This window comes from Delftia sp. NA_296.1, from assembly GCF_052692095.1.
Genome location: NZ_JBQZGF010000001.1, coordinates 132,374 through 158,493 on the forward strand (window position 1 = coordinate 132,374; position 26,120 = coordinate 158,493).

Here is a 26,120-nt window from a genome sequence, read left to right on the forward strand (position 1 = left end):
CGATCAGCCGCCCGACACCAGCAGGGCCTTGATTTTATTGGCCAGCTGGGCCACTGCCAGCGAAGCCGGTGCGCCGGGCATGGACTGCAGCAGCAACTGGCGGCGCATCACTGCCTCGCGCACGGCCGGGTCGGACGGAATATCGCCCAGGTGCGTGAGCCGCAATGGCTCGCCGGAGGCCGTGTTGACAAAGCGGTTGAGCACCTGCTGCAGCTGGCCCGTGATGGCGCGGCCATCTCCGGGGCGTGCCGCCTGGTTGATGGCCAGGCGGATCTGCTGGCGTTTTTGCTGGATGGCCAGCACCTTGATGGCCGCATAGGCATCGGTCAGCGAGGTGGGCTCGGGCGTGGCGATGACCAGCACCTCGGTGGCCATGGACACGGAGAACAGCACCACGTCCGAGATGCCTGCGCCGGTGTCCAGCAGCACGATGTCGTAGCGCGGGGCCAGTGTCTCGATGGTGTGCGTGAACTGCTGGCGGATCTCGGGCGTGAGCCTCGAGTACTCGATCATCCCGGAGCCGGCCAGCAGCACCGAGTAGCCGCCGGGCGCGGGCAGGATGGCTTCCTCCAGCGAGGAACGGCCGGTGAATACATCGTGCAGCGTGACCTTGGGGTAGAGGTTGAGCACCACATCCAGGTTGGCCAGACCCAGGTCGGCGTCAAGCACCAGGACCTTGAGGCCATGGCGTGTCAGCGCTGCGGCCAGATTGGCCGAAACGAAGGTCTTGCCCACGCCGCCCTTGCCGCTGGTCACGGCGATGATGTGTCCGCGCGGCTTGGCGCGCACGGCATCGCTCATCGGAACGGCAGCGGGCAGGGAGGGGTGGGGAATGGCGTTGTCGCTTACCACCTGGCTATCAGCGGAGTCCATCTTCGGGGTCCACATCGGTTGCAATATCTGGATTCAGCCCATTGTCAAACGGGGACGGGGCATACAAAGGTCCGAAAAGCAGGCTTTTTTCCTCCGCGCTTACCGTACTGTCAGGTTGTTCTTCAATGTGCACGCGGTTGCGGCCGGCGGATTTGGCCAGGTACAACTGTTTGTCGGCACGCTCGGTCCACAAGGTTGTGGTGCTGCGTATCCACTGCAGCGCATAGGCGCCGCCGATGCTGATGGTGATCTGCAGTGTCAGCGTGGGTGAGATGACGACCGGCATGCGCTCGATGGCGCTGCGTATGCGTTCGGCCACGGAGAGACCGAAGGTCGCAGGGCAGGCGGGCAGCACGATGGCGAATTCCTCTCCTCCGTAGCGGGCCAGCGTGTCCATGGGGCGCACGCAATTGGTCAGGGTACGGGCCACCGACTGCAGAACCCGGTCGCCCACGATATGGCCGTGCTGGTCGTTGATCTGCTTGAAATGGTCGATGTCCAGCATCAGCATCAGGGCCGCTTCGCCAGACCGCGCCACGCGGTCGATCTCGCGCTCGGCAATGGTGCGGAAATGGCGGCGGTTGGCCAGCCCCGTGAGCGGGTCGCGCAGCGACAGCGAGCACAGTTCATCGATCAGCGCCTGCAGATATCGCGTCGGCGAATCCGTGGGCAGATGGACCGCCCCACCAGCGTGGGTAACCAGCGCGTGGGCTGTGGCCAGGCGCAGGTCGCGCAGGTATACGGATTGGTGGGATGCGGGGGCAGTCACGGAGGGCTGAATGAAAAGCCAGTGAAGTGTATCAGTGTGTAGGCTCGATTGTCGCCGCGCCGGCATCGACTTTTGCACCATCGGTGGTAACAGATGTTGATCCTGGTGCAGGCACGAACGGCGGCAGGGCAAGGGAGGCGAGGAATTCCGCATCGGTGCGGTACAGCCGCAGGTGTGGTCCGCGGTGCAGGGCGCCCGCCCGCAGCAGCACCTGCTCGGCCGGCAGCTTCAGGCCCACCACATGCAGCACGCCGCTGCGCTTGGCCGCCAGCAGTTGCAGGCGCACGAAGGTCTCCACGCCCGTCACGTCGATGCGGTTGATGGGCTGGGCCAGCAGGCACAGATGGTGTGTCTCCGGGCGCAGCGCCCATTCGTCACCGATACGACGCTCCAGGGCCGAGGCCGAGCCGAAGTCCAGCTCGGCATCCATGCGCAGGGCCAGCAGGCCCGGCGCCAGCGGCGGCAGTTGCCAGAGGTTGCGGTCGCGCAGGCTGCCGTCGGGATGCTGGCCCACCTCGATGATGCGCGGATGCAGGCGCTGGTAGAGGAAGTAGCCCAGGCTCAGCACAATGCCCGCGAACACGCCCCAGTACATGCGCGGCGCCGTGACGATGGTCAGCAGCAGCGTGGCCAGCGCAATGCTGCCCTCCACACGAGACACCTTGAACAGCTGCAGCAGCACGCGCGGCTTGACCAGGTTGACCACGGCCGTGATCACGATGGCCGCCAGCGCCGCCTTGGGCACGTGGTACAGCGCCGGGATGAACCACAGCACCACGATGACCACCAGCAGGATGGAGAACACGTTGGACCAGCCCGTCTTGGCGCCGGCCAGCAGATTCACGGCCGAGCGCGAGAACGAGGCGCTGGTGGCAAAGCTGCCGAACAGGCCCGCACTGATCTTGGACAGCCCCTGGGCGACCAGGTCCTGGTTCTCGTTCCAGCGCGTGCCGGCCTGCTGGTGCTCCACCTGGGCGCTGGAGGCCGTCTCCAGAAAGCTCACCAGCGAGATCACCAGCACCGGCATCACCAGGGCGCCGAACTCGTCCCAGCTCAGCAATCCCGGCAACTGGAAGCTGGGCAGGCCTGCCGGCAGGTGGCCGACCACGGCGCCACCGTCATCGGCAAAGTCCGTGGCCCAGCTGATCACGCCGGTCAGCGCAATGATGAAGATGGCGGAGGGAAAGGCCGCGCGCCAGCGCTTGGCCAGCACCAGCAGCGCAATGCTGGCAATGCCGTAGAGGATGGACTGCCAGTCGAAAAGCTGCAGCGAAGGCGTGTTCCAGACCGCGCTCCAGGTCGAACGCAGTCCCAGCAGGGTGGGCAACTGCGAGGCCAGGATCAGCAGCGCTGCGGCCTGTGTGAAACCCGTGAGCACGGGCGAGGTCACCAGATTGAGCAGCCAGCCGGCGCGCATCAGGCCCAGCGACCACTGCACCAGGCCCGACAAAATCGCCATCCAGGCGGCCAGGGCCACCCAGTGCGCGGAGCCGGGTTCGGCCAGGCCCGTGAGGGAGGCGCCGATCAACAGAGCACTCAAGGCCGTGGGTCCCACGCCCAGGCGCGGCGAGCCGCTGAACATCACGGCTACCAGGGCAGGGACGATGGAGGCGTAAATGCCGGTGATCAGCGGCATGCCGGCAAGCGCTGCATAGGCCACGCCCTGGGGCAGAAGCATCAGACCAACGGTGAGACCTGCCCAGAACTCCCCGCGCAGCACGGCTGCCGAGGGTTTGGGCCATGCCAGGAAGGGAAACCAGCGCGCCAGGGAATGCATGGCCGCTATTGTCATGCTAACTGGATGGTGCCGGGATGTTCGGGCTTGTCCTACAGGCGCTTGCGTCGGCGTCGTATGGGTTTGTCCTTGGGCCATAAATAAAGTCGAGGCCTGTGTTGACCGCCTCACAACTATTCAAGGAGTAACCGCATGACTTTCATCACCCAACGCTGCTGCCACATCCTCGCCGTGTCCGCCCTGGCCTTCGGCCTCGCCGCATGCGGCAAGACCGAAGACACTGCCGGCCAGAAGCTCGACTCCGCCGTCCAGCAGTCCCAGCAGGCCGCGCAAAGCGCAGGCCAGAAGATCGACAACGCCATGAGCAGCGCCGGCACCAAGATCGAGGAAGGCGCGATGAAGGCCGAAACGGCCACCACCAACGCCATGAGCCAGGCAGGCGCCGCGCTCGACGATGCAGGCATCACCGCCCAGATCAAGGCCGACCTGATCAAGGAACCCGATATCTCCGCCCTCAAGATCGACGTGGACACCAAGGCCGGCGCCGTCACGCTGACCGGCTCGGTGCCCAGCGATGCGCTCAAGATGCGCGCCGGCGACATTGCCAAGGCCGTCAAGGGCGTGAACAACGTCAGCAACATGCTGGAGATCAAGGCCAGCTGATCGCAGCCACCGGCTTTGCTCTCCCAATGAAAACCAGGCGCTTTGTCCGCCTGGTTTTTTTATGCCTGAACGCCGTGGCCCAGCGCATAAGATGCGCTGCATGAGCACACCCGACCTGCAGATCAGCACCCATCTCATCCACCATCCCTACCAACCGCCCGAAGGCTTTGTCGCGCCGCAGCCGCCGGTGCACAAGGCCTCGACGGTGATCTTCGAGAACGTGGCGGCCATGCGCCGCCGCCAGTGGCTGGACAAGAGCAGCTACACCTACGGCCTGCACGGCACGCCCACCACGTTCTTGCTGGAAGAGCGCCTGAGCGCGCTGGAAGGCGGCCTGCAATGCCTGCTGGTGCCCAGCGGCCTGGCGGCCATCGCCACCACCTCCCTGGCCCTGCTGCGCACCGGCGACGAGATGCTGCTGCCCGACAACGCCTACGGTCCCAACAAGACCCTGAGCGAGGGCGAGCTGGCCCATTTCGGCGTGCGCCACCAGTGCTACGACGCCATGGATGTTGCCGACCTCGAAGCCAAAATCACGCCCAAGACGCGTTTGGTCTGGCTGGAGGCGCCGGGCTCGGTGACCATGGAGTTCCCTGACCTCATCGCCATGGTGCGCCTGTGCCGCGCGCGCGGCATCACCACCGTGCTGGACAACACCTGGGGCGCGGGCCTGGCCTTCAATCCCTTCGACCTGCTGGGTGACGGCTCGCACAGCCTGGGCGTGGACGCCACCGTCCATGCGCTGACCAAGTACCCCAGCGGCGGTGGCGACGTGCTCATGGGCAGCATCATCACGCGCGACCAGGCGCTGCACATGCGCATCAAGCTGGCCCATATGCGCCTGGGCCTGGGCGTGGGCGGCAACGACACCGAGGCCGTGCTGCGCTCCCTGCCCAGCATTGCGCTGCGCTACCACGCCCAGGACCGCGCCGCGCGCGAGCTGGCGCGCTGGCTGCAGCAGCAGCCGGCCGTGGTCCAGGTGCTGCATCCCGCGCTCGAGGGCGCTCCGGGCCACGAGAACTGGAAGGCCCTGTGCGGAGCCGCCGGCGGCGGCGAGGGCGTGGCGGCCGGCCTGTTCAGCGTGGTCATCGACCCGCGCCACGGCCAGCAGGCCGTGGACCGCTTCTGCGACAGCCTGCGCCTGTTCAAGATCGGCTACAGCTGGGGCGGACCCATCAGCCTGGTCGTGCCCTATGAGCTACCGTCCATGCGCAGCTGCCCCACGCCCCAGCTGCGCAGCGGCACCGTGGTGCGCTTTGCCATCGGCCTGGAGGCCGTGCAGGACCTGCGTGCCGACCTGGAGCAGGCCCTGGCCGCCGCGTTCGCATAGTTGAGCGCCAGGCGCCGGTGACATGCGCCTGTCACCGGCAGCACCGATGCTCGTTGGCTTCATACCATCCCACGGGGGCCTCTAGGCCCTGGTCCAGCATGAAGCACAAAGAGAGCATCACCAACATCCTGCAGCAGGCGAAAGCCGGCTCCCGCGAATCCAGCCTCGTGGCCAGCCGCCGCCATTTCGTGCGCGGCATGGGCGCCTCGGCCCTGGCGCTGCCACTGGCCGGCTGCGGCGGGTCGGATGGCGACAGCCGCATTCCCGTCGAGTTCCGCCACGGCGTGGCCAGCGGCGACCCGTTGAGCGACCGCGTCATCCTCTGGACCCGCGTGACGCCACCCCAGGGCCATTCCAGCGATATCGAGGTGGAGTGGGAGCTGGCCTCGGACGCCGACTTCAAGACCATCGTGGTGTCGGGCAAGGCCATGGCGCGCGCCACCCAGGACTTCACCTTCAAGGCCGACGCCACGGGCCTCAAGCCGGCCACGCGCTACCACTACCGCTTTCGCTGCCAGGGCATGACCAGCGCCACGGGCCGTACGCGCACCCTGCCCGTGGGCGCGGTGCAGCAGGTCAAGCTGGCCGTGTTCTCCTGCGCCAACTACCCGGCGGGCTACTTCAATGTCTACGCGCATGCCGCGCGCCAGGGCGACCTGGATGCCACCGTGCACCTGGGCGACTACATCTATGAATACGCACGCGGAGGCTATGCCAATGGCAAGGCCGAAGCCATGCAGCGCCAGAGCCTGCCGTCCAACGAAATCGTCAGCCTGGCCGACTACCGCCAGCGCCATGCCCAGTACAAGAGCGATGCTGACCTGCAGGCCCTGCATGCGGCAGCGCCCATGATCGCCGTCTGGGATGACCACGAAGTCTCCAACGACACCTGGATGCACGGCGCCGAAAACCACCAGCCGGCCACCGAGGGCGATTTCGAACTGCGCAAGGTGGCCGCGCTCAAGGCTTATCACGAGTGGATGCCCACGCGCAACGCGCAGCCCGAGATCATCTACCGCAGCTTCGCCTTCGGCGACCTGCTGGCGCTGCACATGCTGGACACGCGCGTCATCGGCCGCGACAAACAACTGGACTACGCCGACTACTTCACCGCCCAGGGCCTGGACGCGGCACGCTTCACCTCCGACATGGCCAATCCTGCGCGCCAGCTCATGGGCGCCACCCAGACCCAGTGGCTGGGCCAGCAGCTGGCAGCCTCGCAGGCCACCTGGCAGGTGCTGGGCCAGCAGGTCCTGATGGGGCGCATGGAGCTGCCGGCGCCCTTGCTGATGGACATCCTCAGCCCCGGCAGCGGTGTCTCGCTGCCGGCCTACGCGGCACTGCTGGCCAAGGCGCAGGCGAACCCGGCCAGCCTGACGGCGGCGGAAAAGGCCATCCTGGCCCAGCCCAGCATTCCCTACAACCTCGATGCCTGGGACGGCTATGCCGTGGCACGCGAGACCGTGCTGGCCACGGCGCGCAGCCTGGGCAAGAACCTGGTCGTGCTGGCGGGCGACACCCACAATGCCTGGGCCAGCGAACTGCGTGACCGCAGCGGGCAGGCCGTGGGCGTGGAGTTCGCCACCTCGTCCGTCAGCTCGCCGGGTTTCGAGGAATACCTGTCGGGCCAGGACCCGGCCCAGCTGCGTGGTGCGCTGCTGCAATTCATCTCCACGCTCAAGTACTGCGATACCTCGCGCCGTGGCTACATGATGGTCACGGCCACGCCGCAGGCCTGCCAGGCCGAGTGGATCTACGTGGACACCGTGTTCAGCCGCCAATACCAGGCTGTGCGCGATGCGGCCTGGAAGGTGCTGCCCGGCCAGCCGGGCAAGCTGGTTCAGGCCTGAGTGCAGACTCGGGTACGGACCTGGGGGGCTGGGCGGGCCTCGGTAGTTTCCGCCATGGCAGCAGTGCCATGGCTGCGATAACTTTGGACTCGCTGATCCAGGAGGTCCAGGTATGCAGGCATCCCCCGCTCCCGAGAAAGCTTCCGACAACCCGGCCGGCATGCTGCAGGTGCAACTGCTGCGCATGGCCGATCCCTGGCGCTGGCTGGCCCTGGGCTGGCGCGATCTGCGGCGTGCGCCCGGCGTGGCGCTGTTCTACGGCCTGTGCTTCTGGGCCATGGCCCTGCTGATCGGCTGGGTGTTCCGCGCCAGCCCGGAATACAGCATGGCCATGGCCAGCGGCTGTCTGCTTATCGGCCCCTTCCTGGCCATGGGCCTGTATGACACCAGCCGCAGGCTGGAGCGGGGCTTGCCGCCCCAACTGAGCAGCTCGCTGACCTGCTGGGACACGCAGATGGGCAGCATGGGCATGCTGGTCATGGTGCTGCTGGTGCTGGAGATGCTCTGGGCGCGCGCCTCCATGGTGGTCTTTGCCGTGTTCTTCGATACCGGCATGCCGACCACGGCCGGCATGCTGCAGGCCGTGGCGCGGCCCGAGAACTGGGAATTCCTGGCCATTTACCTGCTGGTCGGCGGCGCCTTCGCGGCCCTGGTGTTCGCCAGCATGGTGGTGGCGCTGCCGGCCATGCTGGACCGGGGCAGCGATGCACTCACGGCCTGCATCACCAGCATGCGCGTGGTCGGCCTGAACCTGGCCGTCATGCTGCAGTGGGCCGCGATCATCACCGTACTGGTGGCGGTTTCCCTGTGGTGGCATGGCGCGGGCCTGCTGCTGGTGGGGCCTTTGCTGGGCTGTGCCAGTTGGCATGCATACCGTTGCAGCGTGGGCGATTCCGCCGTGCCTGCGTCCACCATATCCTGAGGTTTTCCTGGCATGCCCCGTCTTGCGGCTACAGTGGGGCTTGCAACAACAGAGGAGTCCACCTGTGGCGACACCCAATTACGCCTATGAAAAACGCCAGCGCGAACTGGCCAAGAAGCAGAAGAAGCTAGAGAAGGAGAAGGCCAAGGCCGAAAAAAGACCCGACGACCATGAGGGCGGCGGCTCAGAAGGTAATGCGCAGGCATCTCCTGCAGCAGCCCGTCCCGGCGAGGAAGGCCGCGGCAGCTGACACCCTGCCTGCCCTGAGCTCAGGGCAGCAGCTTGCTGAGCTGGGGCCAGACGTTGTCCAGCATGCGCGGCTGGGCCTTGGCCGTGGGGTGGATGCGGTCGGCCTGGAACCACTGGGCCGAATCGGCCGCATCACCGATGCCGGCCAGCAGGAAGGGCACCAGCGGCACCTTCTGCTCCTGCGCCACCTTGGCAAACAACTGCTCGAACTGGCGCGTATAACCGCTGCCATAGTTGGGCGGCACCTGCATGCCCACCAGCAGCACCTTGGCTCCGGCATCCCGGGCCGCGCGCACCATGGCGTCCAGATTGCCCTGCGTGCTTTGCAGCGGCAGACCCCGCAGCGCATCGTTGCCACCCAATTCGATCACCACCACCGATGGCTTGTGCTGCTTGAGCAAGGCAGGCAGGCGAGAGCGGCCGCCCGAGGTTGTCTCCCCACTCACGCTGGCGTTGACCAGCGGCACATTCTTTGGACTCTCCTGCAGGCGCTTTTGCAGCAGTGCCACCCAGCCCGTGCCACGGGCCAGTCCGTATTCGGCACTCAGCGAGTCGCCCAGCACCAGCAGCGGGCCCGTCTCGGCTGCCCATGTGGACGTGGCCGTCCAAGTACCCAGCAGGCCGAAGGCCAAGCCGGCCGATATAAAGTGGCGGCGTCGGCGCATTGCGCGCAGCTTGTCTTGCATCGTCTTCCCATCCTCCATGTCACAAAGCACTGCCCAGCCCCTGATCGAAGTCGAGCATGTCTTCAAGTCGGTCAGCGATTCGACCGGAACACTGGATATTCTGCGGGATATCGATCTGCGTTTTGCTGCAAGGGAAACCGTGGCCATCGTCGGTGCCTCGGGCTCGGGCAAAAGCACGCTGCTGTCCATTCTTGCCGGCCTGGATACGCCCACGCGCGGCACGGTGCGGCTGCAGGGCCAGGACATGTTCGCGCTGGATGAGGATGCACGCGCCGCCGTGCGCGCGCAAAAGCTGGGCTTTGTCTTCCAGAGCTTCCAGCTGCTGGGCAATCTGACGGCGCTGGAGAACGTGATGCTGCCGCTGGAGCTGGCCGGCAGCCGCGAGGCCCGCCGCCGCGCCACCGAGATGCTGGAGCGCGTGGGCCTGGGCCAGCGCCTGGGTCACTATCCCAAGCTGCTGTCGGGCGGCGAGCAGCAGCGCGTGGCGCTGGCCCGCGCCTTCGTGGTCGAGCCCGCCGTTCTGCTGGCCGACGAGCCCACGGGCAGCCTGGACTTTGCGACCGGCGAAACCATCATGGAACTGATGTTCGCGCTCAACCGCGAGCGCGGCACGACGCTGGTCATGGTCACCCATGACCGAGCCATCGCCGCGCGCTGCGAGCGCCGCGTGACCATCGAGGCCGGCCGCGTTGCCAGCATCGAAGAGGGGCAGGCGCTGGCGGCCTGATCGGACGCCAGCAAGGGGTGGCGCTCAGGCCGCCACGGCCTCACGGCGCCCGGCTGCCTCGCAGGCAGCTGCCGTGAAGATCACGTCGGTCGAGGAGTTCAGCGCGGTTTCGGCCGAGTCCTGGATCACGCCGATCACAAAGCCCACGCCAACCACCTGCATGGCCAGATCGTTGGAGATGCCGAACAGGCTGCAGGCCAGCGGAATCAGCAGCAGCGAGCCGCCGGCCACGCCCGAAGCGCCGCAGGCGCAGACCGCGGACACCACGCACAGCAAGATGGCGGTCAGCAGATCGACCTCGATGCCCAGCGTGTGGGCCGCAGCCAGCGAGAGCACGCTGATGGTGACGGCGGCGCCGGCCATGTTGATGGTCGCGCCCAGCGGGATGGAGACGCTGTAGGTGTCCTCATCCAGGCCCAGGCGCTTGGCCAGCGCCAGGTTCACCGGGATGTTGGCGGCCGAGCTGCGCGTGAAAAAGGCCGTCACCGCGCTCTCGCGCAGGCAGGTCAGCACCAGCGGGTAGGGATTGCGGCGCGTCTGCGTCCAGACGATGAACGGATTGACCACCAGGGCCACGAAGAGCATGCAGCCCAGCAGCACGGCCAGCAGGTGCGCGTAGTCCAGTAGCTTTTCCAGGCCCGACTGTGCAAAGGTGCCGGCCACCAGGCCGAAGATGCCCAGCGGCGCCAGCCGGATCACGCCCTGGATCACGCGGGTGATGGCCTGGCCCAGGTCCTGCATCACGGCGCGCGTGGACTCCGAGGCATGGCGCAGGGCCATGCCCATGGCCAGTGCCCAGGCGAGGATGCCGATGTAGTTGGCATTCATCAGCGCACGCACGGGGTTGTCGAAGGCGCTTTGCACCAGGGCCATCAGCACTTCGCCAATGCGCCCGGGCGCGCCCTGGGCCGGGGCGGCATCCTTGAACTGGATGGTGGAAGGGAAGGCCATGCTGGCCGCCACGGCGACCACGGCCGCCGCAAAGGTGCCCAGCACATACAGCCACAGGATGGGGCGGATCTGCGTGGCCTGGCCAGGCCGGTGGTTGCTGGTGGCCGAGACCACCAGCAGCAGTACCAGCACGGGCGCCACGGCCTTGAGGGCGGAGATGAACAGCGTGCCCAGCAGGGACACGGACTGGGCGGCCTCGGGCCAGAGCCAGGCCAGCAGGCCGCCAGCGACCAGGCTGATGGCGATCTGGCCGACCAGGCTGGTGCGGGCAAGCCGGGCGAAGAGGGCTTTGAGCATGATGGTTGGCAAAGAAAAGGAAAAAACTCAAGCGATGGAAAAATGCAAAGCGGCATGCCCGTGGCTACGGTGCATGCCGCAATGTGCAGGCCTGCTGGAAGGCGGCCAAGCCGCGCAGTGTAGCGGCTACGTAAAAACCACAGGAGCCGTTGCGCGCAGACGGGCTTCGCAAGACGGGGCCCGGGGCACCGCTCAATTGGCGGGATAATTGCGCCCCATGTCGTCCCCCAAAGTTCTCTTCGGCTTCCACGCCGTCGGCGTGCGCATGAAGACCGCGCCCCAATCCATCATCGAGGTCTACTACGAGGCCACGCGCCGCGATGCGCGCATGCGCCAGTTCCTCGACCGCGCCAAGTCGGCCGGCGTCCGACTGATCGAGGCCGACGGCGAACGCCTTGCCAAGCTGGCTGGCAGCCATGGCCACCAGGGCGTGGCCGCTCGCGTGGAGGCGGTGGCCCAGGTGCATTCGCTGGACGAATTGCTGGAGCAGCTGGAGGCAGACGGCATTAGCAAGCCGCTGCTGCTGGTGCTGGACGGCGTGACCGATCCGCACAACCTGGGGGCCTGCCTGCGCGTGGCCGATGGCGCCGGCGCCCATGCGGTGATTGCGCCCAAGGACCATGCGGTGGGCGTGAACGCCACCGTGGCCAAGGTGGCCAGCGGCGCGGCCGAGACCGTGCCCTATTTCATGGTCACCAACCTGGCGCGCACGCTCAATGAGCTCAAGGAGCGCGACATCTGGATCATCGGCACCAGCGATGATGCGCCCAAGACCCTGTACGAGGTGGACCTCACGGGCCCCACGGCCCTGGTGCTGGGCGCCGAAGGCGACGGCATGCGCCAGCTCACGCGCAAGACCTGCGACGAGCTGATCGGCATCCCCATGATGGGCGCCGTCTCCAGCCTCAACGTGTCCGTGGCCAGCGGCGTGTGCCTGTACGAAGCGCTGCGCCAGCGCGGTCAGGGCACCACGCCTGCCGTGTCTGCCGCCCCAGCTGACCAGATCTAGGCCGGCGCGCCGCTGGCGCCCGCACTTGCACCTTCGCCCGTGCCCAGTTCCACCACGCTCTCGAAGCCACCCCAGAACATGCGCTTGGCGTCGAAGGGCATGGTTGCCGGGTCCATGGAGGCAATGCGCGGGTCCTTCATGACGGCGGCATTGATGCGATCGCGCTCCGCGCGCGACGCATAGATGATCCATGAGAAGAACACGATCTCGCCTTCCTTGAGCTGCACGGCCTGGGGAAACGAGGTCAGCTTGCCCATGGGCACGTCGTCGCCCGCGCATTCCCAGTACTGCAGCGCGCCATATTCCATCCATACCTTGCCTGCGGCCTGCGCTACCTCGCGGTAGGCCTGCAGGTTGGCCCGGGGAACGGGCAGTACGAATCCGTCGATGTAGTGCATGGTGCTCTCCTGGTGAAAACCGGCGTCAGAGCCGGGCTGCGAGCTCGGCCAGCTGGTCAGTGCACTGGCCCCAGCCGGTGTGAAAACCCATGGCCTCGTGCTGGGCGCGGTCGGCGGCATTCCAATGGCGCACCCGGGCGGTATAGCGGGTCTGGGCGCCCTCGGGATCGAAGCTGACGATGCCCGTCATGAAGGGCTTGTCGGCAGGCACCCAGCCTTGGGTGAATGCGTCGGTGAAGACCAGGCGGCGGTTGGGAATGACTTCCAGGTAGACGCCGCTGCCGGGCATCTCCTGGCCTTCAGGGCTGCGCATGACGATGAGGCTGTGGCCGCCGGCCCGCACATCGTTGTCCACGCGGGACACGCTCCAGGGGCTGGGCGCAAACCATTGCTGGATCAGCGCGGGTTCGGTCCAGCAGCGGTAGAGCCTGTCGGCGGAAATGTCCAGCAGGCGCGTGAGCACCAGGTCGTTGGCGTGTTCGGGAATGTCTTGTGCTGTCATGGCGCTCCTCATTGCATGGAATGCAGGCCGATTCGGTTGCCCTCGGTGTCCACCACGACGGCGCAGTGCCCGTGGGGGCCTATGGAGAATTTGGCCTGCTCGATGCGCCCGCCTGCGGCCTCGACGCGGCCCTGTTCGATGGCACAGTCCTCGCAGCCGAAATAGACCAGGGTGCCGCCGCCGCCGGAAGGTGCGCCGTCCATCCGCACCAGCATTCCGCCCGCGCCGGGGCCTGTCATGTCCATCGGAAAGGACAGCATCTCCTGGCTGTCGGAGCCATCGGGCGCCGGAAGATGCTCCAGCTTGCCCTGGAAGACGGTTTCATAGAACCGGCGCGCACGCGCCATGTCCTGCACATGGATCTCGAACCAGACGACGGGATTGGCGTTCATGAAGACTCCTTCTTGGGTGACAGAGGCAATGTGTCGGCCGGCCTTGTTCAGGCCTCGCCCTTGACGTTGACCATCCAGGGTGTGTTGAAGCGGTCCGTCACCATGCCAAAGCCCGGTGACCAGAACGTGGCCTGGAAGGGCATGGTCACCTTGCCGCCTTCGGCCAGCGCGTTGAAGATGCGGCCGCCTTCGGTGGCGTCGTCCACGCCGATCGAGATCCACATGCCCTGGGCCTGCTGGTAGCCGCCGCCACCGCAGTTGTCGGTGGCGTCCGAGGCCATCAGCGCCTGGTCCTTGATCTGCAGGTGGGCATGCATGATGAGCCCCTTGGCGGAATCGGGCATCTGCTCCATGCCCGGTGTCTCGCCAAAGGTGCTCTGGTGCACGATGGTGCCGCCGAACAGCTTGGCGTAGAAGGCAAAAGCCTCGGCGCAGTTGCCGTTGAAGTTCAGATAGGGAATGAATTGCATGGAATGCTCCTGAAGTGGATGGTGGCGAGGGGAGGGGGAGAGGAGTGGGAGGATGGGCGCCGGAGGCCTCAGCGGCCGTCATGCGCGCGCTCAAGAGCGGCGATGTCCAGCTTTTGCATGCCCAGCAGGGCCTGCATCACGCGCTGGGCGGCGGCCATGTCGGGGCCCCCCATCCAGCCCGCCATCTGGGCCGGGACGATTTGCCAAGACAGGCCATGGCGGTCCTTGAGCCAGCCGCATTGACGCGCCGCCGGGTCGCCGCCCTCGGACAGGGCGCCCCAGTAGTGGTCTATCTCGTCCTGCGTATCGCAACTGACCATCAGCGAGACGGCCTCGTTGAAGCGGAACATCGGGCCGCCGTTGAGCGCCAGAAAGGGCTGGCCGTCCAGCTCGAATTGCACTGTCATCACGCTGCCCGCCGGCCTGCCGTGGATGTCGTGGCCGGCCTCGCCATAGCGGGCAATGGCCGTGATGCGGGAATCGGGAAAGACTTCCGTATAGAAGCGCGCCGCCTGCTCGCCCTGGTTGTCAAACCAGAGGCAGGGCTGGATGCGGCCGGTGTGCAAAGCCATGCTTGTCTCCTTGGTGACGGTGAAAACCGTTTTTGCCGTTCGATGCCGGCTTTTTATCGATTTCTGCCCGGCGTGTGTACGCCGTTCACATATGCTAGGGACTAAAATGGACGCTGTCCACATCAGGCGCTGTCAGCTTCGGTGTCAAGCTGTAAATCGGCGGGGCAGGGCTGTCGTCCCTTATGTGTGACGTGGTCATGCAGAAAAAAAAGGAATCAAAACAGTGACGCAGCGACGTGTCAGGCGTGAGTCATACCACCATGGCGACCTGCGCCAGGCCCTGGTCGAGGCTGGCCTGGCACTGGCGCGTGAAGGTGGTCCCCAGGCCATCGTGCTGCGCGAGGCCACGCGGCGGGCGGGCGTGGCGCCGAATGCCGCCTATCGCCACTTTGCCAATCGCCAGGCCTTGTTTGACGCCGTGCGCGCTGCGGCCCTGGGCGCACTGGCCGCGGCCATCGAGGCCGAAATGGTCCAGGCCCGTGCCCTGCCCGATGCGCTGCAGCGCTCACGCGCCTTGCTGGCTGCCGTGGGCCGGGGCTACCTGGGCTTTGCCCAGACGGAGACCGGCTGGTTCCGCACGGCCTTTGCCTCCATCGAGTACGACGTGGACCTGCCGCCCGACACCACGCGTGCGGCGGCCATGGGCCTGAACCCGTTCGAGCTGCTGGGCTACGCGTTGGACAGCATGGCCGAGGCCGGCGTGCTGCCGCCCGAGCGCCGTCCCCAGGCCGAGTTCCTGGCCTGGTCGGCCGTGCACGGCATGGCCTTGCTGGTGATCGACGGCCCGCTGCGCCGTGCCACATCCGAGCAGCGGCGTGCGCTGGCGCTGCGCCTGCTGGAGATGGTGGAAAAAGGCATTTGATGCGCCCTGGGGCGGCGCTGCCGCACAATGGCCTGCTTTTTTTCCTTCGCCCTCCGATGCCCGACGAACCTTCCCCCACTTCGCTGCCTGCGGCTGCCGCCGAACTGCCCGGCCAGGGTGAGCTGCACGAGCTGCGCGAGCGCATCGCGCATGCAGCGCACATCGCCGTGCTCACGGGCGCAGGCGTCAGTGCCGAGTCCGGCGTGCCCACGTTCCGCGATGACAAGAACAGCTATTGGGCGCAGTTCAACCCGCAGGACATGGCCAGCGAGGCGGGCTTTCGCGCCCATCCGCAGCGCGTGTGGCAGTGGTATGCGCACCGGCGCGAGGCCGTGGCGGCAGTGCAGCCCAATGCAGGCCACCATGCGCTGGCGCAGTGGGCCTTGCAGCACCCGGGCCGCATGACCCTGGTCACGCAGAACGTGGATGGCCTGCACCAGCGCGCGGGCAGCCCCGACGTCCTGTGCCTGCATGGCGAGTTGATGCGCGACCGCTGGCTCGAGCGGCCCCGCGCCTGCTGCGACCTGGCCGGGCTGAACCCTGGCGAGCCTCCGCAGTGCCCTGTTTGCGGCAACCTGGTGCGCCCGGGCGTGGTCTGGTTCGGCGAGTCCCTGCCCATGGGCGTATGGCAGGCCGCCGAGGCTGCCGTGCAGCGCTGCGAGGTGCTGCTGGTGGTCGGCACCTCGGGCGCCGTGTATCCGGCCGCGGGGCTGGCCCGAATCGCGCGCCGGGCAGGCGCGCACGTGGCCGTCATCAACCCGGCGCCTTCCGAGCTGGATGACGCAGCGCACCAGTGCCTGCGCGGCCCATCGGCCCAGATCCTGCCCGCGCTGCTGGCGGGCTGAGAGGCCCCGGGCCAGGGCGGGCAGGCTGCCCTGGCCTGCGCAGGTCAGTCCCTTGCGCCTTCTTCCTGACTGGCCTGGTTGAGCTCGGCCACGTCCTGAGCCGACAGCTGCAGGCGCGTGGCCTGCACCAGTTGCTGCAACTGGGCCAGCGAGGTCGCGCTTGCGATGGGCGAGGTCACAAACGGGCGCTGCATCTGCCAGGCCAGGGCCACGCACGCGGGCTGGCTGTTCAGGCGCGCAGCCACGGCGTCCAGGGCGTGCACAATGCGCAGGCCGCGCGGGTTCAGGTAGGTGGCCACGGTCTTGCCGCCGCGCGCACTCTTGGTTGCGTCTTCGCTGCTGCGGTACTTGCCCGTCAGAAAACCTGCTGCCAGCGCATAGAAGTTGATGATGCCCACCTGCTCGGCCGCGCACAGCGGCGCCAGATCGCGCTCCAGCACGGCGCGGTCGTACAGGTTGTACAGCGGCTGCAGGCTCTCGTAGCGCGGCAGGCCCAGCTCGGCGCTGGTGCGCAGGGCCTCGGCCAGGCGCGGTGCGCTGTGGTTGGAGGCGCCGATGGCCCGCACCTTGCCTGCGGCAATCAGGTCGGCAAAGGCGCCCAGGGTATCGGCCAGCGGCACGCTGGCGTCGTCGTCATGCGACTGGTACAGGTCGATGTAGTCCGTCTGCAGGCGCTGCAGCGAGGCATCCACGGCCTGGCGGATGTACTCGGGGCGCAGGCCCACCCGGCCCTCGCCCATGTCCTTGCCGACCTTGGTGGCCAGCACGATGTCGGCGCGCCGTCCGCTGCGCCTGAGCCATTTGCCGATCACGGTCTCCGACTCGCCGCCCGCATGGCCCGGCGCCCAGCGCGAGTACACGTCGGCCGTGTCGATGAAGTTCATGCCGGCATCCAGCCAGGCGTCGAGCAGCGAGAACGACGTGGCCTCGTCCACGGTCCAGCCGAAGACATTGCCGCCAAAGCACAGCGGCGAGACCTGCAGGCCGCTGCGGCCCAGGGAACGAAGGGAAGGGGCTTGCGCCATGTACGGCTCCTTTTGACGAAAAAACCAGGGTAGTCCTCAGGACCTCTCAGATCCAGCCCAGCGCACCCAGCAGCGCGCCCGCGCCCAGCAGCCACAGCAGGTGGATGCGCGTGCGCCACACCAGCAGGGCGCAGACCAGGGTCAGCAGCCACAGGCGCCAGTCCTGGGCCGGGCGGCCGCTGGCGCTGCCCAGCAGCCAGCCCGTGGCCAGCAGCAGCCCGATGACCAGCGGCCCCATGCCCTGCTTGAAGGCACGTACGCCGCGCCGGTTCTTGTTGCGCTGGCCCCAGCGCGAGGCCTGCCAGGCCAGCACGGAGCTTGGCAGCAGGATGCCGACCATGCAGATGGTCACGCCCAGCGCACCAAAGGTCCATGCCAGCGGCCCGGTGCCCCCGCCCGCGTTCAGGCCCAGGTTCCAGCCCAGCAGGGCGATGAACAGCACATTGGGCCCGGGCGCCGCCTGGGCGATGGCGATGGAGCTGCTGAACTGCGCCTCGCTGAGCCAGCCGTGGCCATCGACCAGAAAGCGGTGCATGTCGGGCGCCGTGGCAATGGCGCCGCCCACGGCCATCAGCGACAGCGTCAGGAAATACAGCAGCAACTGCAGCCAGTCGGTGGGCTGCAGGTTCAGGGCGATCTGTTGGGCGGCGTTCATGGGGCGAGCTTTCTCCAGGTCAGCACGCAGCCGGCACCGCCGACCACCAGCAGCACCCAGGCCAGCGGCACGCGCAGCACGGCCATGGCAATGAACGAGGCCAGCGCCAGGGCCGCGCTGCACCAGCGCCCCAGCGGGTGTCGGCTCAGCGTGCTGGTCAGCTTCAGCCCCATGCCCGCCACCAGGCCGGCCGCGACGGCGCCCATGCCGCGCAGCGCCCCGGCCATGGCGGGGTGGTCGGCCAGCTGCGAATAGATCACGGTCAGCGTCAGCACCAGCAGCATGGGAAAGCACAGCATCCCGCACACGGCGACCACGGCGCCACGCCAGCCGAAGTAGCGCTCGCCAATGGTGATGGACAGGTTGACCACATTGGGCCCGGGCATGATCTGGGCCACGGCCCAGTCCTCCACGAACTCGTCGTTGGTCAGCCAGCGCTTTTTTTCGACCAGCTCGCGCTGCACCACGGCCAGCACGCCGCCAAAGCCCTGCAGGGCCAGCCAGGTGAAGGACCAGAACAGGTCGCGCAGGTTGGCGGGGGCGGGGCGCTGGGCAGGCGCATCGGCGGTGTCGTGTGGCGGGGAAGCCTGGGGCGGCGATGCGGGCATGTTCTGGCTTGTATCTGGGCCGCCCGGGCAGGGCCCGGGGACGGCATCGCTGTTGTCATGGGGTGGAGCCGTGCGGGCCGATCCTGTCTCCGTGCCTGCCTCGGGGTGGCATGCACGGAATATTAATCCTGCGCAGCGGCCTCGTCGGCAGCGGCCCCATCGGCAACGGCGATGGGGGCATTGCAAGCGCAGATGGCTTGCTGCCGGCATGCACCCAGGCCTGCCCGCCGGCCTGCCTGAACAGGAGTAGATTCTCTCCACCCACACAACCCGAGGATCTCCGGCATGGACATGGATTGGAGCAAGGCGCTGCAGGAAAGCCTGGTCTGGCTGGCGGCGGCCTCAGTGATCACCGTCGTGGCTTTCGCGGCCGTGGCGCTGCTGCTGGTTCGATTCACCCGCTGGGGTCGGCAGTTCTGGCAGCTGGCCGGCCCGTTCCTGCACCCCAGAAACAGCTGGTGGCCGCTGCTGGTGTTCATGCTGCTGCTGGTGCTGGCCCTGGTCTCGGTGCGCATGAACGTGCTGTTCTCCTTTTGGTACAACGGCTTCTACAGCGCGCTGCAGGAACTGGACCAGAAGGGCTTCTGGCGATTCCTGGGCATCTTCGCGGTGCTGGCCACCATCCATGTGATGCGCGAGCTGTTCAACTACTACGTGAACCAGGCGTTCCGCATCCGCTGGCGGGTCTGGCTCAACGAGCGCGTGACCACCGACTGGATGCGCGGCGATGCCTACTATCGCAGCCACTTTCTGGACGAGCCGGTGGACAACCCCGACCAGCGTATCGAACTGGATGTGAACACTTTTGTCTCGAACTCGCTGACCCTGGCGCTGGGCGCCGTCAGCGCCGTGGTCTCGCTGGTGGCGTTCACGGGCATTCTCTGGGGGCTGTCGGCCCCGATTGCTGTGGCGGGCGTGGAGGTTCCGCGGGCCATGGTCTTTGCGGTCTACGTCTACGTGATCATCGCCACGCTGATCGCCTTTCGCCTGGGCCAGCCGCTGATCCGGCTGAACTTCCTGAACGAGAGGCTGACCGCCAACTTCCGCTACGCCCTGGTGCGCGTGCGTGAATATGCGGAGAACATCGCCTTCTACCAGGGCGCGGCCATCGAGCGCAACACGCTTTTGACGCGCTTCTCGGCATTGATCGCCAATGTCTGGGCCCTGGTCTACCGCAGCCTGAAGTTCGACGGCTTCAACCTCACCGTCAACCAGGTGGCCGTGGTCTTTCCCTTTCTGCTGCAGGCGCCGCGCTTTTTCAGCGGTGCCATCAAGCTCGGTGATGTGATGCAGACCTCGCAGGCCTTTGGGCAGGTGCAGGATGCGCTGTCCTTCTTCCGAACCTCCTACGACACCTTCGCCCAGTACCGCGCTGCGCTGGACCGCCTGTGCGGCTTTCTGGATGCCAATGCCCAGACCCGCGAACTGCCCCAGGTCGTCCACAGAGAGCAACCCGGCGCCCTGCACATCGAGGACCTGCAGGTCAGCCGCCCTGATGGCCACCACCTGCTCAGCGGCCTGCAACTGAAGCTCATTCCCGGCCAGGCGTTGCTGATCAAGGGGCCTTCGGGCAGCGGCAAGACCACCTTGCTGCGGTCCATTGCCGGCCTGTGGCCGCACGCCGAAGGCACGGTGGGCCGCCCGGGCGGCCACCAGGCGCTGTTCCTGTCTCAGCGTCCGTATCTGCCCCTGGGTGACCTGCGCACGGCCATTGCCTATCCCGCCGATGCATCGCCGCAGGACGACGAGCGGCTGCAGCAGGCGCTGCGCCAGGTCAGCCTGGCCCACCTGGCCGACAAGCTGGATGTCAACCAGGATTGGTCCCGCATCCTGTCGATTGGCGAGCAGCAGCGCCTGGCCTTTGCCCGCGTGCTGTTCAACCGGCCCGCCATCGTCTTTCTCGATGAATCCACCTCGGCCATGGACGAGGGCCTGGAGCATGCGCTGTACAACCTGCTGCGCGAGCAGATGCGCTCGACCATGCTGGTGAGCGTGGGCCACCGCAGCACGCTGGCGGGTTTCCATACCCACGCGCTGGCGGTCGATGGCAATGGCGGCTGGACGCTGTCGGAAGGAAGCGCACCGCAGAGCGCGCCCCAGGCTTGATCCGCGTGCGGCCCTGGGCCGCGCGCGATCAATCGTCCATGGGCAAAGAATCGCAGTTGCCCAGATCGGACGGCGGCGGCTCGCGCAACTGGCGTACCGCGTCGCGCAAGGCGGTGCGCAGGCCCTCTTCAAGCACGGGGTGGTAGAAGGGCGCACGCAGCAACTCGTGCACGGTCAGTTGCTGCTGCACGGCCAGGGCCAGCAGATGGGCCAGATGCTCGCCACCCGGTGCGCACATTTCCGCGCCCAGCAGCAGGCCGCTGGCCGGGTCCGCATAGACGTGAAGCAGGCCCGCGTTGCGCTGCGCAGCGCGTGCACGCCCCTGGTGCGCGAAATCCACGCGGCCCACCACGAAGTCCTGGCCCAGCAGCGCCTTCATGGGCTGGCCCACGACGGCTGCCTGGGGCGAGCTGAAGACAATGGACAGCGGCGTGCGCCGCTCGAAGCAGGCCACGTTCTCTGCCATGGCGTTGGTGCCGGCAATATGGCCTTCGTCCACGGCCTCATGCAACAAGGGGCGGTCGCCATTGGCATCGCCCGCGAGGAACAGCGGCAGCTCGCCGACTTGCAGTGTCTGCCGGCTCACGGGCGGCTGCCCGTGCTCGTCCAGCTCAAGCCCCAGTGTCTCAAGGCCCAGGCCTTCGAGCTGCGGGCGTCGGCCCATGGCGGCCACCACGTGGTCCACGACGATGCGGGTGTCGCCTGCACGCACGACGATGCTGCTGTCCGGGCCCTTGCTCAACTGCACTTCATGGTCGGTGATCACCGTCATCTCTTTCTCAAGCAGATGCCGCAATGCGTCGGTGATATTCGGGTCGGACAGGCCGGCAAGCTTCGGGCCGCGTCCCAGTGCGGTGACCTCCAGTCCCAGCCGTGCCAGCGCCTGTGCAATCTCCACGCCCAGCGGACCCAGGCCGACGACGGCCACGCGCGGGCCCAGCGTCTTGCGTTCGAACAAGGTGTCCGTGGTCAGGATGCGCTTGCCAAAGCGCTTCCATTCCTCCGGCACCACGGGGCTGGAGCCCGGAGCGAGGATGAGCTTGCGCGCAGCCAGCACCTTGCCGTTGACCTCGATCCGATTGGCTGCCAGCAGCCTGGCACGCCCGTCGATGGCCCGCCAGCCCAGGCCCTCCGTGGCCTTGATCGTGCTTGCCACGAACTCGTCGCGCAGCTTGCGCACGCGGCGCAAAACGGCGGGCAGGTCCAGCTGCAGCCCGCTCGCGCCGCGTATGCCGAAGGTATCGAAGTGATGGCGTGCATGGAAGGCGTTGGCCGCCTCGATCAGCAACTTGGACGGCATACATCCAACCCGCGCACAGGTCGTTCCCCAGGGCCCGTCGTTGACGATGGCGAAATGCTCCGTGTGCTTGCGCACCTCGCGCAGCGCCGACAGTCCGGCCGAGCCGGCACCGACGATGATCACGTCGAGGGCGGTGGTGGGTGGGTTTTTCATGCTGTCTGATTCCTTTGACTGTGGCACCAGGTCCCGTGGAGGGCTCCGCTGCCGGTGGATGTGCCGAAAGGTGTGCCGACGGAAGTGCTGACGGAAGTGCCGACAGTTGGTCGAGATGACTGCCTCGCCTGCCATGGGACATGCGTGCCAGTCTGCATGCTGGCGCTCGCGGCAGTCGTAGGCGAAGGGCCGAAACCGCTGCTGGACATTCAGGCTCGGCCCGTGCCGCGCAGGGGCTAGCCGGATGCCCAGTGTTGCCATGCCGCGTCCGTGCGGCTGCCTGATGCGCAGACATCCGCTTCCCGCGCAAAGCGCCTGAGGGATGTCTCGGTAACCCTCAAATGGCTGACACGGCACAAGCGGCTTTGTGCCGTCTGTAGCCAGCGGCGCAGGGACCAATCAAGCTGCGCCATCACCCCGCCGTGCACCTGTGCGCTGTGCAGGCGCAGGCGGCCATCGAGGATGAAGGCCTTCACCGACTGGGCGGACAGCTGCAGGTCCTCGCAGACCTGCCGCAGCCCGACGCCCTCGCGGACCCGGGTGCTCAGGCCGCGCCTGTGCATCTGGCAGCGAACGGAGCGCTCGCTGCGGTTCAGCCGGCGGCAGATCACCTGCACGGGCAGGACGCCGGCCCAGCGTTCGAGTGCAAGCAGTTCTGTGGGACTCCAGCGGCGGCGAATTGCGCCATTCGGCCATGCGCTGTCGGACGTCAGGCAGTGTTTGATTGCCATGGAAAGCTCCCATTCATATGGCGCTGCGCTGTGGCATGGCCTGAATCCCGGATGCCGATGAGACAATTATTGATGGGGGACTCTTGTGCAAGCTTTTGATTTTGTTGATTGTTTTTGTTGTTTTGATTGCTGCTCGAATGGACGGCTCCATACCGCGATGTCTATCGTGGGGCCGGGAGGCGGATCACGGAAATAGCGTCTGCACCGGCGCGCATATGCCAAGCCCCATGCGGATTTCCTGTTCGGCGCCCGATTTCCATGAACGACTTCTTTGCTTTTTCAGGAGAACCCTTCATGCGCCTTCAGCCAAAGCATTTGAATTTTTCCGTTGCGTGCCTTGCGTTGCTGGCACTGCCGACCGCGCAGGCCCTGCCCATGCAGGACGTGGGCACGTCGGCAGGTCCGCAATGCGTGGGCCTGGACATCAACAACAGCGGCCATGTCGTGGGCGCCTGTGCAGAGAGTGACGGCTCGTCCGCAGGCTTCGTGTCGCTGGCGCCGGGCAGTGCGGCAGACCTTGTGCGCCTGTCGCCGGGGCGCAACTGCAACGCGGCGGCCATCACCAACAGCGGCCAGGTAGTGGGCAGCTGCCTGGACGGCAATTCGGTGTCCGTGGGCGTGTTCTGGAATGCGGCCACGCCAGCCACGGTGCAGACACTGCAGCCGCTGACGCTCGATGTGCGCAGCATGCCCACGGCGTACAACCAGGGCGGCTATGTGGCAGGCGTCAGCCTGAGCGGCAGCAACACTGCCCGCCCTGTCATGTGGCGCAACAATGAAACCACGGCACGCGCGCTGCCGGCGGGCCTGCTTGGCCTGAACAGCACCAACTGCATTCCGTCCGATGTGGACAATTTCGTGGTGGGCGGCAACATGCCGGGCATCGTGGGCAACTGTCCCGACAACAGCGGGCATCCGCGTCCAGTCTATTGGTCTGCCGCAGTCCTGGGCGGCTATATGGCCACGGCCCTGAACCTGCCTCTCAATGCCGTCTTCTGCCGCGCAAAGACCGTCGTCAATACCCGCATCATGGGCTACTGCGATTTTGGTGCCCAAGGTGGACGCACCGTCGTCTGGCTCAACTCGTCCTCCAGTCCGCAGGTGCTGTCCATATCGTCCCCGCCCGCGCGAAACAGCGGCGTCGATCTCAACATCCTCGGCGAGGTGATTGGGCACTACCAGTTGGCAGACGGGCGCAGCATGCCCTATTACTGGAACAGCCAGACCGGTGTCATCCGCGATATTCCTCCGCTGCCTGGCGGCATGAATGCACGTGTGGTGGATATCGGTGACAACGGAACGGTGGCGGGCCACAGCGAACTGGCCGACGGAAGTTCGCACGCCATCACCTGGACTCCCTCGGGCGGCACCGTGGACCAGGGAACCCTCGCAGGCGGCGAGAACAGTGCGGCCTCGGCACTGAGCCAGGATGGCTGCTACATGACAGGAAGGAGCGAAGTCGCGCAATTGGCGTCGCATGCCTTCGTGCAGAACCTGTGCACGCCATGAAGGCGGAGCCTCATCTCACACCGTGCATAAAGGAAATACCATGAAGATGCGATATCCAAGACTTGCAACCACACTGGCAATCGTTGTGTGCGGGCTCTGGGTCCCTGCTGTGCAAGCGAACAGCATTTCATTCGAGAATTTTTCCTCATCCAATGCGGCACAGGCTTTTGGCGGCTCATATAGTATGCCGCCCCTGATGATGATGGCGCAAACGAGCGAGTCGTCGAAATTGATGGAAATGATGACTGCGAATATAGGTGAAACCATACTAATGCCACTTCAGATGATTGCGAAAGGGATATGAGCATGTTTGCGGTATGAATGCGCCTGTGGTGAATATAGGCGATACCGCAATGGTGGCTTGCCACAGCGAAATGAGCGATGAAAGCTTTCGCGCCATCATCCGGGCGTCCACATACAACGCGTGCTGTGTGCAGAATCTGTGGACTACTGCTCGTCAGTATCAATTCGAAAACGATGAGATAAAGGGGTTGAAATGAGAGTTCGATATGAAAAATCATTGTCCACTATGGCGGTATTTATTGTTTTAATGTCCTCCTCCGCGCTGCATGCGAATAATATTTATTTTTCGGAAGATGGTCTAATAAATTTGGAAAATAGCAGCCTGCATGCGGATGATGGTTCAGTTGAATCTGTCTTAGATCATATTTGTAAAACTGTTTTGCTATTGACAACTGATGGGCTGGCAGTTGCTCTTTGCCTGAGGCATTCCTTTGGGAAATTTCCTTAATCGGACCTTGAGAACAGGCTGTGCTAACTATTTAATTTCACGTGACTCGTTGTCCCGGCTTGCGATTTTGCATTGAGGGTATTCGATGGGTGATCATCAGCATCAAATCAGTCTGGAAATGCTATTCGGCCCAGCCTTCCGCCATGGCTGGGCGCCCGTTCCGGCGCAGGGGCATCGTCGGCCATCAACTTCCCCATCAGGCCTCGCAGGATTGCCAGCGTCGGCGCCTCGCTGCGCTGACGCAGCGTGACCAACCCGAAGCGGGCGGTGCTGCGCATGGGCGGGTCCATGGGCAATTCGGCCAGGTCCGGGGCGACGGCGCGCACGGCCAGCAGCACGGTGTCGCTGTTACGCGCAACGTCCACAAGGCTGGGCAGTTCCTCGCACTGCAGTATGACGAACCGCGCCGGGTGGGCCGTGGCGCCATAGGTTTCCACCAGCAGCCAGGCCACCTGGTCGCTCAGCGGGGTGGAGGCGACGGGGTAGCGCTGCACATCCTCGAAGCGCAGATCCCGCTGCAGGCGGGCGAGTGGATGGTCGGTGCGGCACATGAAGGCGGCGCGCATTTCGTGCACGACGTCCAACGCAAGGTCGGGTGCGGGCCGCAGCGCGCGCAGGTCCACGACCAGGGCATCGAGCAGGCGCTCGCGTAGCGAGTGCACCAGCAGATCGGTGCTGCCGCGCGCCACCTCGGTTCGCACGCCGGGATGGTGCACGGTCATGTGCCGCAGGAACGGCGTCATCAATATTGCGCCGGGGCCCGATCCCAGGCCCACACGCACGGTGCCGGCCGCACCCTCGCGCAATTGGCGCCCCCTGTCACGCAGCGCGTCGGCTTCGGCCACCAGGGCGCGCGCCCGTCCCAGCATTTCGCGGCCGAAGGCTGTGAGTTCGCTGTGGCGGCCGATGCGGTCGAACAAGGGTATGCCCAGCTCCTGCTCCAGCGCGCGCACGCTGCGGCTGAGGGCCGGCTGTGTCAGATGCATGGCCTCGGCCGAGCGGCTGAAGGAGCCGGTCTGCGCCACCGATATGAGATGCCTGAGCTGCACCAGCGTCATGATTTTTCGCGCCCTGAAGTCTGCATGAAACTCATGCTAATGCAGCCAACAATGCATTGGACGTTCGATGGCCCGGCTCCTAGGATGCCGCGTATCCGGCCGACCGAGCCGGAGCCATCCAC

General features: G+C 66.2%; 28 protein-coding genes. 12 read left to right on the forward strand and 16 right to left on the reverse strand.

Features of this window, described 5'->3' with window-relative positions; all coding sequences use genetic code 11:
• Positions 1–3 precede the first annotated feature (3 nt).
• The 3 genes from ACUTR7_RS00750 to ACUTR7_RS00760 are packed head-to-tail and all read right to left on the reverse strand — an operon-like array spanning position 4 to position 3,419.
• On the reverse strand, positions 4–873 hold the full coding sequence (locus ACUTR7_RS00750) for a MinD/ParA family protein (protein ID WP_013802173.1): 870 nt from the start codon (positions 871–873) through the stop codon (positions 4–6).
• The gene (locus ACUTR7_RS00755) at positions 860–1,723 is read right to left on the reverse strand and encodes a GGDEF domain-containing protein (RefSeq protein WP_080518214.1); all 864 of its coding nucleotides are present in this window, start codon (positions 1,721–1,723) and stop codon (positions 860–862) included. The genes ACUTR7_RS00750 and ACUTR7_RS00755 overlap by 14 nt, the downstream gene beginning before the upstream one ends.
• Entirely contained in the window at positions 1,674–3,419 is a 1,746-nt protein-coding gene (locus ACUTR7_RS00760; protein ID WP_198818990.1) for a SulP family inorganic anion transporter, read from the reverse strand. The genes ACUTR7_RS00755 and ACUTR7_RS00760 overlap by 50 nt, the downstream gene beginning before the upstream one ends.
• A 150-nt stretch (positions 3,420–3,569) precedes the next feature.
• Here ACUTR7_RS00760 and ACUTR7_RS00765 point away from each other — a divergent pair, with 150 nt between their 5' ends.
• The 5 genes from ACUTR7_RS00765 to ACUTR7_RS00785 all read left to right on the forward strand — a co-directional run bounded on the left by ACUTR7_RS00765 (position 3,570) and on the right by ACUTR7_RS00785 (position 8,392).
• Positions 3,570–4,040, forward strand: coding sequence for a BON domain-containing protein (locus tag ACUTR7_RS00765; RefSeq protein WP_034394327.1), 471 nt, complete (start codon positions 3,570–3,572; stop codon positions 4,038–4,040).
• 100 nt (positions 4,041–4,140) lie between these two features.
• Positions 4,141–5,370 (forward strand): PLP-dependent transferase, encoded by a 1,230-nt coding sequence (locus ACUTR7_RS00770; RefSeq protein WP_013802177.1) that lies wholly within the window; start codon positions 4,141–4,143, stop codon positions 5,368–5,370.
• Positions 5,371–5,468: 98 nt separating this feature from the next.
• Positions 5,469–7,220: an alkaline phosphatase D family protein gene (locus tag ACUTR7_RS00775; protein ID WP_445607861.1), complete on the forward strand. Its 1,752-nt coding sequence runs from the start codon at positions 5,469–5,471 to the stop codon at positions 7,218–7,220.
• 112 nt (positions 7,221–7,332) lie between these two features.
• Positions 7,333–8,142 (forward strand): DUF2189 domain-containing protein, encoded by an 810-nt coding sequence (locus ACUTR7_RS00780; protein ID WP_099733474.1) that lies wholly within the window; start codon positions 7,333–7,335, stop codon positions 8,140–8,142.
• Positions 8,143–8,206: 64 nt separating this feature from the next.
• Positions 8,207–8,392: a hypothetical protein gene (locus ACUTR7_RS00785; protein ID WP_016451670.1), complete on the forward strand. Its 186-nt coding sequence runs from the start codon at positions 8,207–8,209 to the stop codon at positions 8,390–8,392.
• 19 nt (positions 8,393–8,411) lie between these two features.
• Here the strand turns inward: ACUTR7_RS00785 and ACUTR7_RS00790 are convergent, their stop codons facing one another.
• Positions 8,412–9,077, reverse strand: a complete 666-nt coding sequence (locus ACUTR7_RS00790; RefSeq protein ID WP_034398647.1) for an arylesterase — start codon at positions 9,075–9,077, stop codon at positions 8,412–8,414.
• Positions 9,078–9,093: 16 nt separating this feature from the next.
• Between ACUTR7_RS00790 and ACUTR7_RS00795 the strand changes: the two genes are divergently transcribed.
• Positions 9,094–9,804 (forward strand): ABC transporter ATP-binding protein, encoded by a 711-nt coding sequence (locus tag ACUTR7_RS00795; RefSeq protein WP_013802182.1) that lies wholly within the window; start codon positions 9,094–9,096, stop codon positions 9,802–9,804.
• A 24-nt stretch (positions 9,805–9,828) separates the two neighbouring features.
• On the opposite strand, the gene sstT is transcribed toward ACUTR7_RS00795, so the two are convergent.
• Entirely contained in the window at positions 9,829–11,052 is a 1,224-nt protein-coding gene (sstT, locus tag ACUTR7_RS00800) for a serine/threonine transporter SstT (protein WP_445607862.1), read from the reverse strand.
• A gap of 217 nt (positions 11,053–11,269) precedes the next feature.
• Here sstT and rlmB point away from each other — a divergent pair, with 217 nt between their 5' ends.
• The gene (rlmB, locus tag ACUTR7_RS00805) at positions 11,270–12,061 is read left to right on the forward strand and encodes a 23S rRNA (guanosine(2251)-2'-O)-methyltransferase RlmB (protein WP_012205857.1); all 792 of its coding nucleotides are present in this window, start codon (positions 11,270–11,272) and stop codon (positions 12,059–12,061) included.
• Here rlmB and ACUTR7_RS00810 read toward each other — a convergent pair.
• From ACUTR7_RS00810 to ACUTR7_RS00830, 5 genes are all read right to left on the reverse strand, one after another.
• Positions 12,058–12,459: a DUF1428 domain-containing protein gene (locus tag ACUTR7_RS00810; protein WP_034394298.1), complete on the reverse strand. Its 402-nt coding sequence runs from the start codon at positions 12,457–12,459 to the stop codon at positions 12,058–12,060. The genes rlmB and ACUTR7_RS00810 overlap by 4 nt on opposite strands.
• A 25-nt stretch (positions 12,460–12,484) precedes the next feature.
• Positions 12,485–12,961, reverse strand: coding sequence for an SRPBCC family protein (locus ACUTR7_RS00815; RefSeq protein WP_445607863.1), 477 nt, complete (start codon positions 12,959–12,961; stop codon positions 12,485–12,487).
• Positions 12,962–12,969: 8 nt separating this feature from the next.
• Positions 12,970–13,353 (reverse strand): VOC family protein, encoded by a 384-nt coding sequence (locus tag ACUTR7_RS00820; RefSeq protein ID WP_013802186.1) that lies wholly within the window; start codon positions 13,351–13,353, stop codon positions 12,970–12,972.
• Between the two features lie 47 nt (positions 13,354–13,400).
• The gene (locus tag ACUTR7_RS00825; RefSeq protein ID WP_013802187.1) at positions 13,401–13,823 is read right to left on the reverse strand and encodes a VOC family protein; all 423 of its coding nucleotides are present in this window, start codon (positions 13,821–13,823) and stop codon (positions 13,401–13,403) included.
• Between the two features lie 68 nt (positions 13,824–13,891).
• Positions 13,892–14,395: a VOC family protein gene (locus tag ACUTR7_RS00830; protein WP_013802188.1), complete on the reverse strand. Its 504-nt coding sequence runs from the start codon at positions 14,393–14,395 to the stop codon at positions 13,892–13,894.
• A gap of 223 nt (positions 14,396–14,618) precedes the next feature.
• On the opposite strand from ACUTR7_RS00830, the gene ACUTR7_RS00835 reads away from it, so the two are divergent.
• Together ACUTR7_RS00835 and ACUTR7_RS00840 are read left to right on the forward strand one after the other, a co-directional pair.
• Positions 14,619–15,257 (forward strand): TetR/AcrR family transcriptional regulator, encoded by a 639-nt coding sequence (locus tag ACUTR7_RS00835; RefSeq protein WP_445607864.1) that lies wholly within the window; start codon positions 14,619–14,621, stop codon positions 15,255–15,257.
• Positions 15,257–16,102 carry an SIR2 family NAD-dependent protein deacylase gene (locus ACUTR7_RS00840; RefSeq protein WP_432706578.1) on the forward strand — a complete coding sequence of 282 codons (846 nt, stop codon included), beginning with the start codon at positions 15,257–15,259 and terminating at the stop codon, positions 16,100–16,102. The genes ACUTR7_RS00835 and ACUTR7_RS00840 overlap by 1 nt, the downstream gene beginning before the upstream one ends.
• 44 nt (positions 16,103–16,146) lie before the next feature.
• Here the strand turns inward: ACUTR7_RS00840 and ACUTR7_RS00845 are convergent, their stop codons facing one another.
• The 3 genes from ACUTR7_RS00845 to ACUTR7_RS00855 are packed head-to-tail and all read right to left on the reverse strand — an operon-like array spanning position 16,147 to position 18,390.
• Entirely contained in the window at positions 16,147–17,127 is a 981-nt protein-coding gene (locus ACUTR7_RS00845) for an aldo/keto reductase (protein ID WP_445607865.1), read from the reverse strand.
• Positions 17,128–17,173: 46 nt separating this feature from the next.
• On the reverse strand, positions 17,174–17,782 hold the full coding sequence (locus ACUTR7_RS00850; protein WP_445607866.1) for a chromate transporter: 609 nt from the start codon (positions 17,780–17,782) through the stop codon (positions 17,174–17,176).
• Positions 17,779–18,390 (reverse strand): chromate transporter, encoded by a 612-nt coding sequence (locus ACUTR7_RS00855; RefSeq protein ID WP_013802193.1) that lies wholly within the window; start codon positions 18,388–18,390, stop codon positions 17,779–17,781. Before ACUTR7_RS00855 ends, ACUTR7_RS00850 begins: the two co-directional genes overlap by 4 nt.
• A 285-nt stretch (positions 18,391–18,675) precedes the next feature.
• Between ACUTR7_RS00855 and ACUTR7_RS00860 the strand changes: the two genes are divergently transcribed.
• Entirely contained in the window at positions 18,676–20,496 is a 1,821-nt protein-coding gene (locus ACUTR7_RS00860; protein ID WP_445607868.1) for an ABC transporter ATP-binding protein/permease, read from the forward strand.
• Positions 20,497–20,524: 28 nt separating this feature from the next.
• Here the strand turns inward: ACUTR7_RS00860 and ACUTR7_RS00865 are convergent, their stop codons facing one another.
• Positions 20,525–21,949, reverse strand: coding sequence for a dihydrolipoyl dehydrogenase (locus ACUTR7_RS00865; protein WP_445607869.1), 1,425 nt, complete (start codon positions 21,947–21,949; stop codon positions 20,525–20,527).
• A 236-nt stretch (positions 21,950–22,185) separates the two neighbouring features.
• Positions 22,186–22,680 carry a hypothetical protein gene (locus tag ACUTR7_RS00870; protein ID WP_445607870.1) on the reverse strand — a complete coding sequence of 165 codons (495 nt, stop codon included), beginning with the start codon at positions 22,678–22,680 and terminating at the stop codon, positions 22,186–22,188.
• A 294-nt stretch (positions 22,681–22,974) separates the two neighbouring features.
• Between ACUTR7_RS00870 and ACUTR7_RS00875 the strand changes: the two genes are divergently transcribed.
• Positions 22,975–24,189: an HAF repeat-containing protein gene (locus tag ACUTR7_RS00875; protein ID WP_445607871.1), complete on the forward strand. Its 1,215-nt coding sequence runs from the start codon at positions 22,975–22,977 to the stop codon at positions 24,187–24,189.
• A gap of 40 nt (positions 24,190–24,229) precedes the next feature.
• Positions 24,230–24,493: a hypothetical protein gene (locus ACUTR7_RS00880; RefSeq protein WP_445607872.1), complete on the forward strand. Its 264-nt coding sequence runs from the start codon at positions 24,230–24,232 to the stop codon at positions 24,491–24,493.
• A 554-nt stretch (positions 24,494–25,047) separates the two neighbouring features.
• On the opposite strand, the gene ACUTR7_RS00885 is transcribed toward ACUTR7_RS00880, so the two are convergent.
• Complete coding sequence (locus tag ACUTR7_RS00885) at positions 25,048–25,998, reverse strand: LysR family transcriptional regulator (protein WP_445607873.1); 951 nt, start codon at positions 25,996–25,998, stop codon at positions 25,048–25,050.
• Between the last annotated feature and the right edge of the window lie 122 nt (positions 25,999–26,120).

Bases quoted from the DNA above. Each gene is read 5' to 3' on its own strand.
- ACUTR7_RS00850 (WP_445607866.1), bottom strand. From the start codon at position 17,782: ATGAACGCCGCCCAACAGATCGCCCTGAACCTGCAGCCCACCGACTGG.
- ACUTR7_RS00820 (WP_013802186.1), bottom strand. From the start codon at position 13,353: ATGAACGCCAATCCCGTCGTCTGGTTCGAGATCCATGTGCAGGACATG.
- ACUTR7_RS00840 (WP_432706578.1), top strand. From the start codon at position 15,257: ATGCGCCCTGGGGCGGCGCTGCCGCACAATGGCCTGCTTTTTTTCCTT.
- ACUTR7_RS00875 (WP_445607871.1), top strand. From the start codon at position 22,975: ATGCGCCTTCAGCCAAAGCATTTGAATTTTTCCGTTGCGTGCCTTGCG.
- ACUTR7_RS00780 (WP_099733474.1), top strand. From the start codon at position 7,333: ATGCAGGCATCCCCCGCTCCCGAGAAAGCTTCCGACAACCCGGCCGGC.
- ACUTR7_RS00845 (WP_445607865.1), bottom strand. From the start codon at position 17,127: ATGGCGCAAGCCCCTTCCCTTCGTTCCCTGGGCCGCAGCGGCCTGCAG.
- ACUTR7_RS00860 (WP_445607868.1), top strand. From the start codon at position 18,676: ATGGACATGGATTGGAGCAAGGCGCTGCAGGAAAGCCTGGTCTGGCTG.
- ACUTR7_RS00855 (WP_013802193.1), bottom strand. From the start codon at position 18,390: ATGCCCGCATCGCCGCCCCAGGCTTCCCCGCCACACGACACCGCCGAT.
- ACUTR7_RS00750 (WP_013802173.1), bottom strand. From the start codon at position 873: ATGGACTCCGCTGATAGCCAGGTGGTAAGCGACAACGCCATTCCCCAC.
- ACUTR7_RS00770 (WP_013802177.1), top strand. From the start codon at position 4,141: ATGAGCACACCCGACCTGCAGATCAGCACCCATCTCATCCACCATCCC.
- ACUTR7_RS00880 (WP_445607872.1), top strand. From the start codon at position 24,230: ATGAAGATGCGATATCCAAGACTTGCAACCACACTGGCAATCGTTGTG.
- ACUTR7_RS00865 (WP_445607869.1), bottom strand. From the start codon at position 21,949: ATGAAAAACCCACCCACCACCGCCCTCGACGTGATCATCGTCGGTGCC.
- ACUTR7_RS00790 (WP_034398647.1), bottom strand. From the start codon at position 9,077: ATGCAAGACAAGCTGCGCGCAATGCGCCGACGCCGCCACTTTATATCG.
- ACUTR7_RS00765 (WP_034394327.1), top strand. From the start codon at position 3,570: ATGACTTTCATCACCCAACGCTGCTGCCACATCCTCGCCGTGTCCGCC.
- sstT (WP_445607862.1), bottom strand. From the start codon at position 11,052: ATGCTCAAAGCCCTCTTCGCCCGGCTTGCCCGCACCAGCCTGGTCGGC.
- ACUTR7_RS00870 (WP_445607870.1), bottom strand. From the start codon at position 22,680: ATGGCAATCAAACACTGCCTGACGTCCGACAGCGCATGGCCGAATGGC.
- ACUTR7_RS00775 (WP_445607861.1), top strand. From the start codon at position 5,469: ATGAAGCACAAAGAGAGCATCACCAACATCCTGCAGCAGGCGAAAGCC.
- ACUTR7_RS00755 (WP_080518214.1), bottom strand. From the start codon at position 1,723: ATGGTGCAAAAGTCGATGCCGGCGCGGCGACAATCGAGCCTACACACT.
- ACUTR7_RS00885 (WP_445607873.1), bottom strand. From the start codon at position 25,998: ATGACGCTGGTGCAGCTCAGGCATCTCATATCGGTGGCGCAGACCGGC.
- ACUTR7_RS00810 (WP_034394298.1), bottom strand. From the start codon at position 12,459: ATGCACTACATCGACGGATTCGTACTGCCCGTTCCCCGGGCCAACCTG.
- ACUTR7_RS00825 (WP_013802187.1), bottom strand. From the start codon at position 13,823: ATGCAATTCATTCCCTATCTGAACTTCAACGGCAACTGCGCCGAGGCT.
- ACUTR7_RS00815 (WP_445607863.1), bottom strand. From the start codon at position 12,961: ATGACAGCACAAGACATTCCCGAACACGCCAACGACCTGGTGCTCACG.
- ACUTR7_RS00760 (WP_198818990.1), bottom strand. From the start codon at position 3,419: ATGCATTCCCTGGCGCGCTGGTTTCCCTTCCTGGCATGGCCCAAACCC.
- ACUTR7_RS00795 (WP_013802182.1), top strand. From the start codon at position 9,094: ATGTCACAAAGCACTGCCCAGCCCCTGATCGAAGTCGAGCATGTCTTC.
- rlmB (WP_012205857.1), top strand. From the start codon at position 11,270: ATGTCGTCCCCCAAAGTTCTCTTCGGCTTCCACGCCGTCGGCGTGCGC.
- ACUTR7_RS00830 (WP_013802188.1), bottom strand. From the start codon at position 14,395: ATGGCTTTGCACACCGGCCGCATCCAGCCCTGCCTCTGGTTTGACAAC.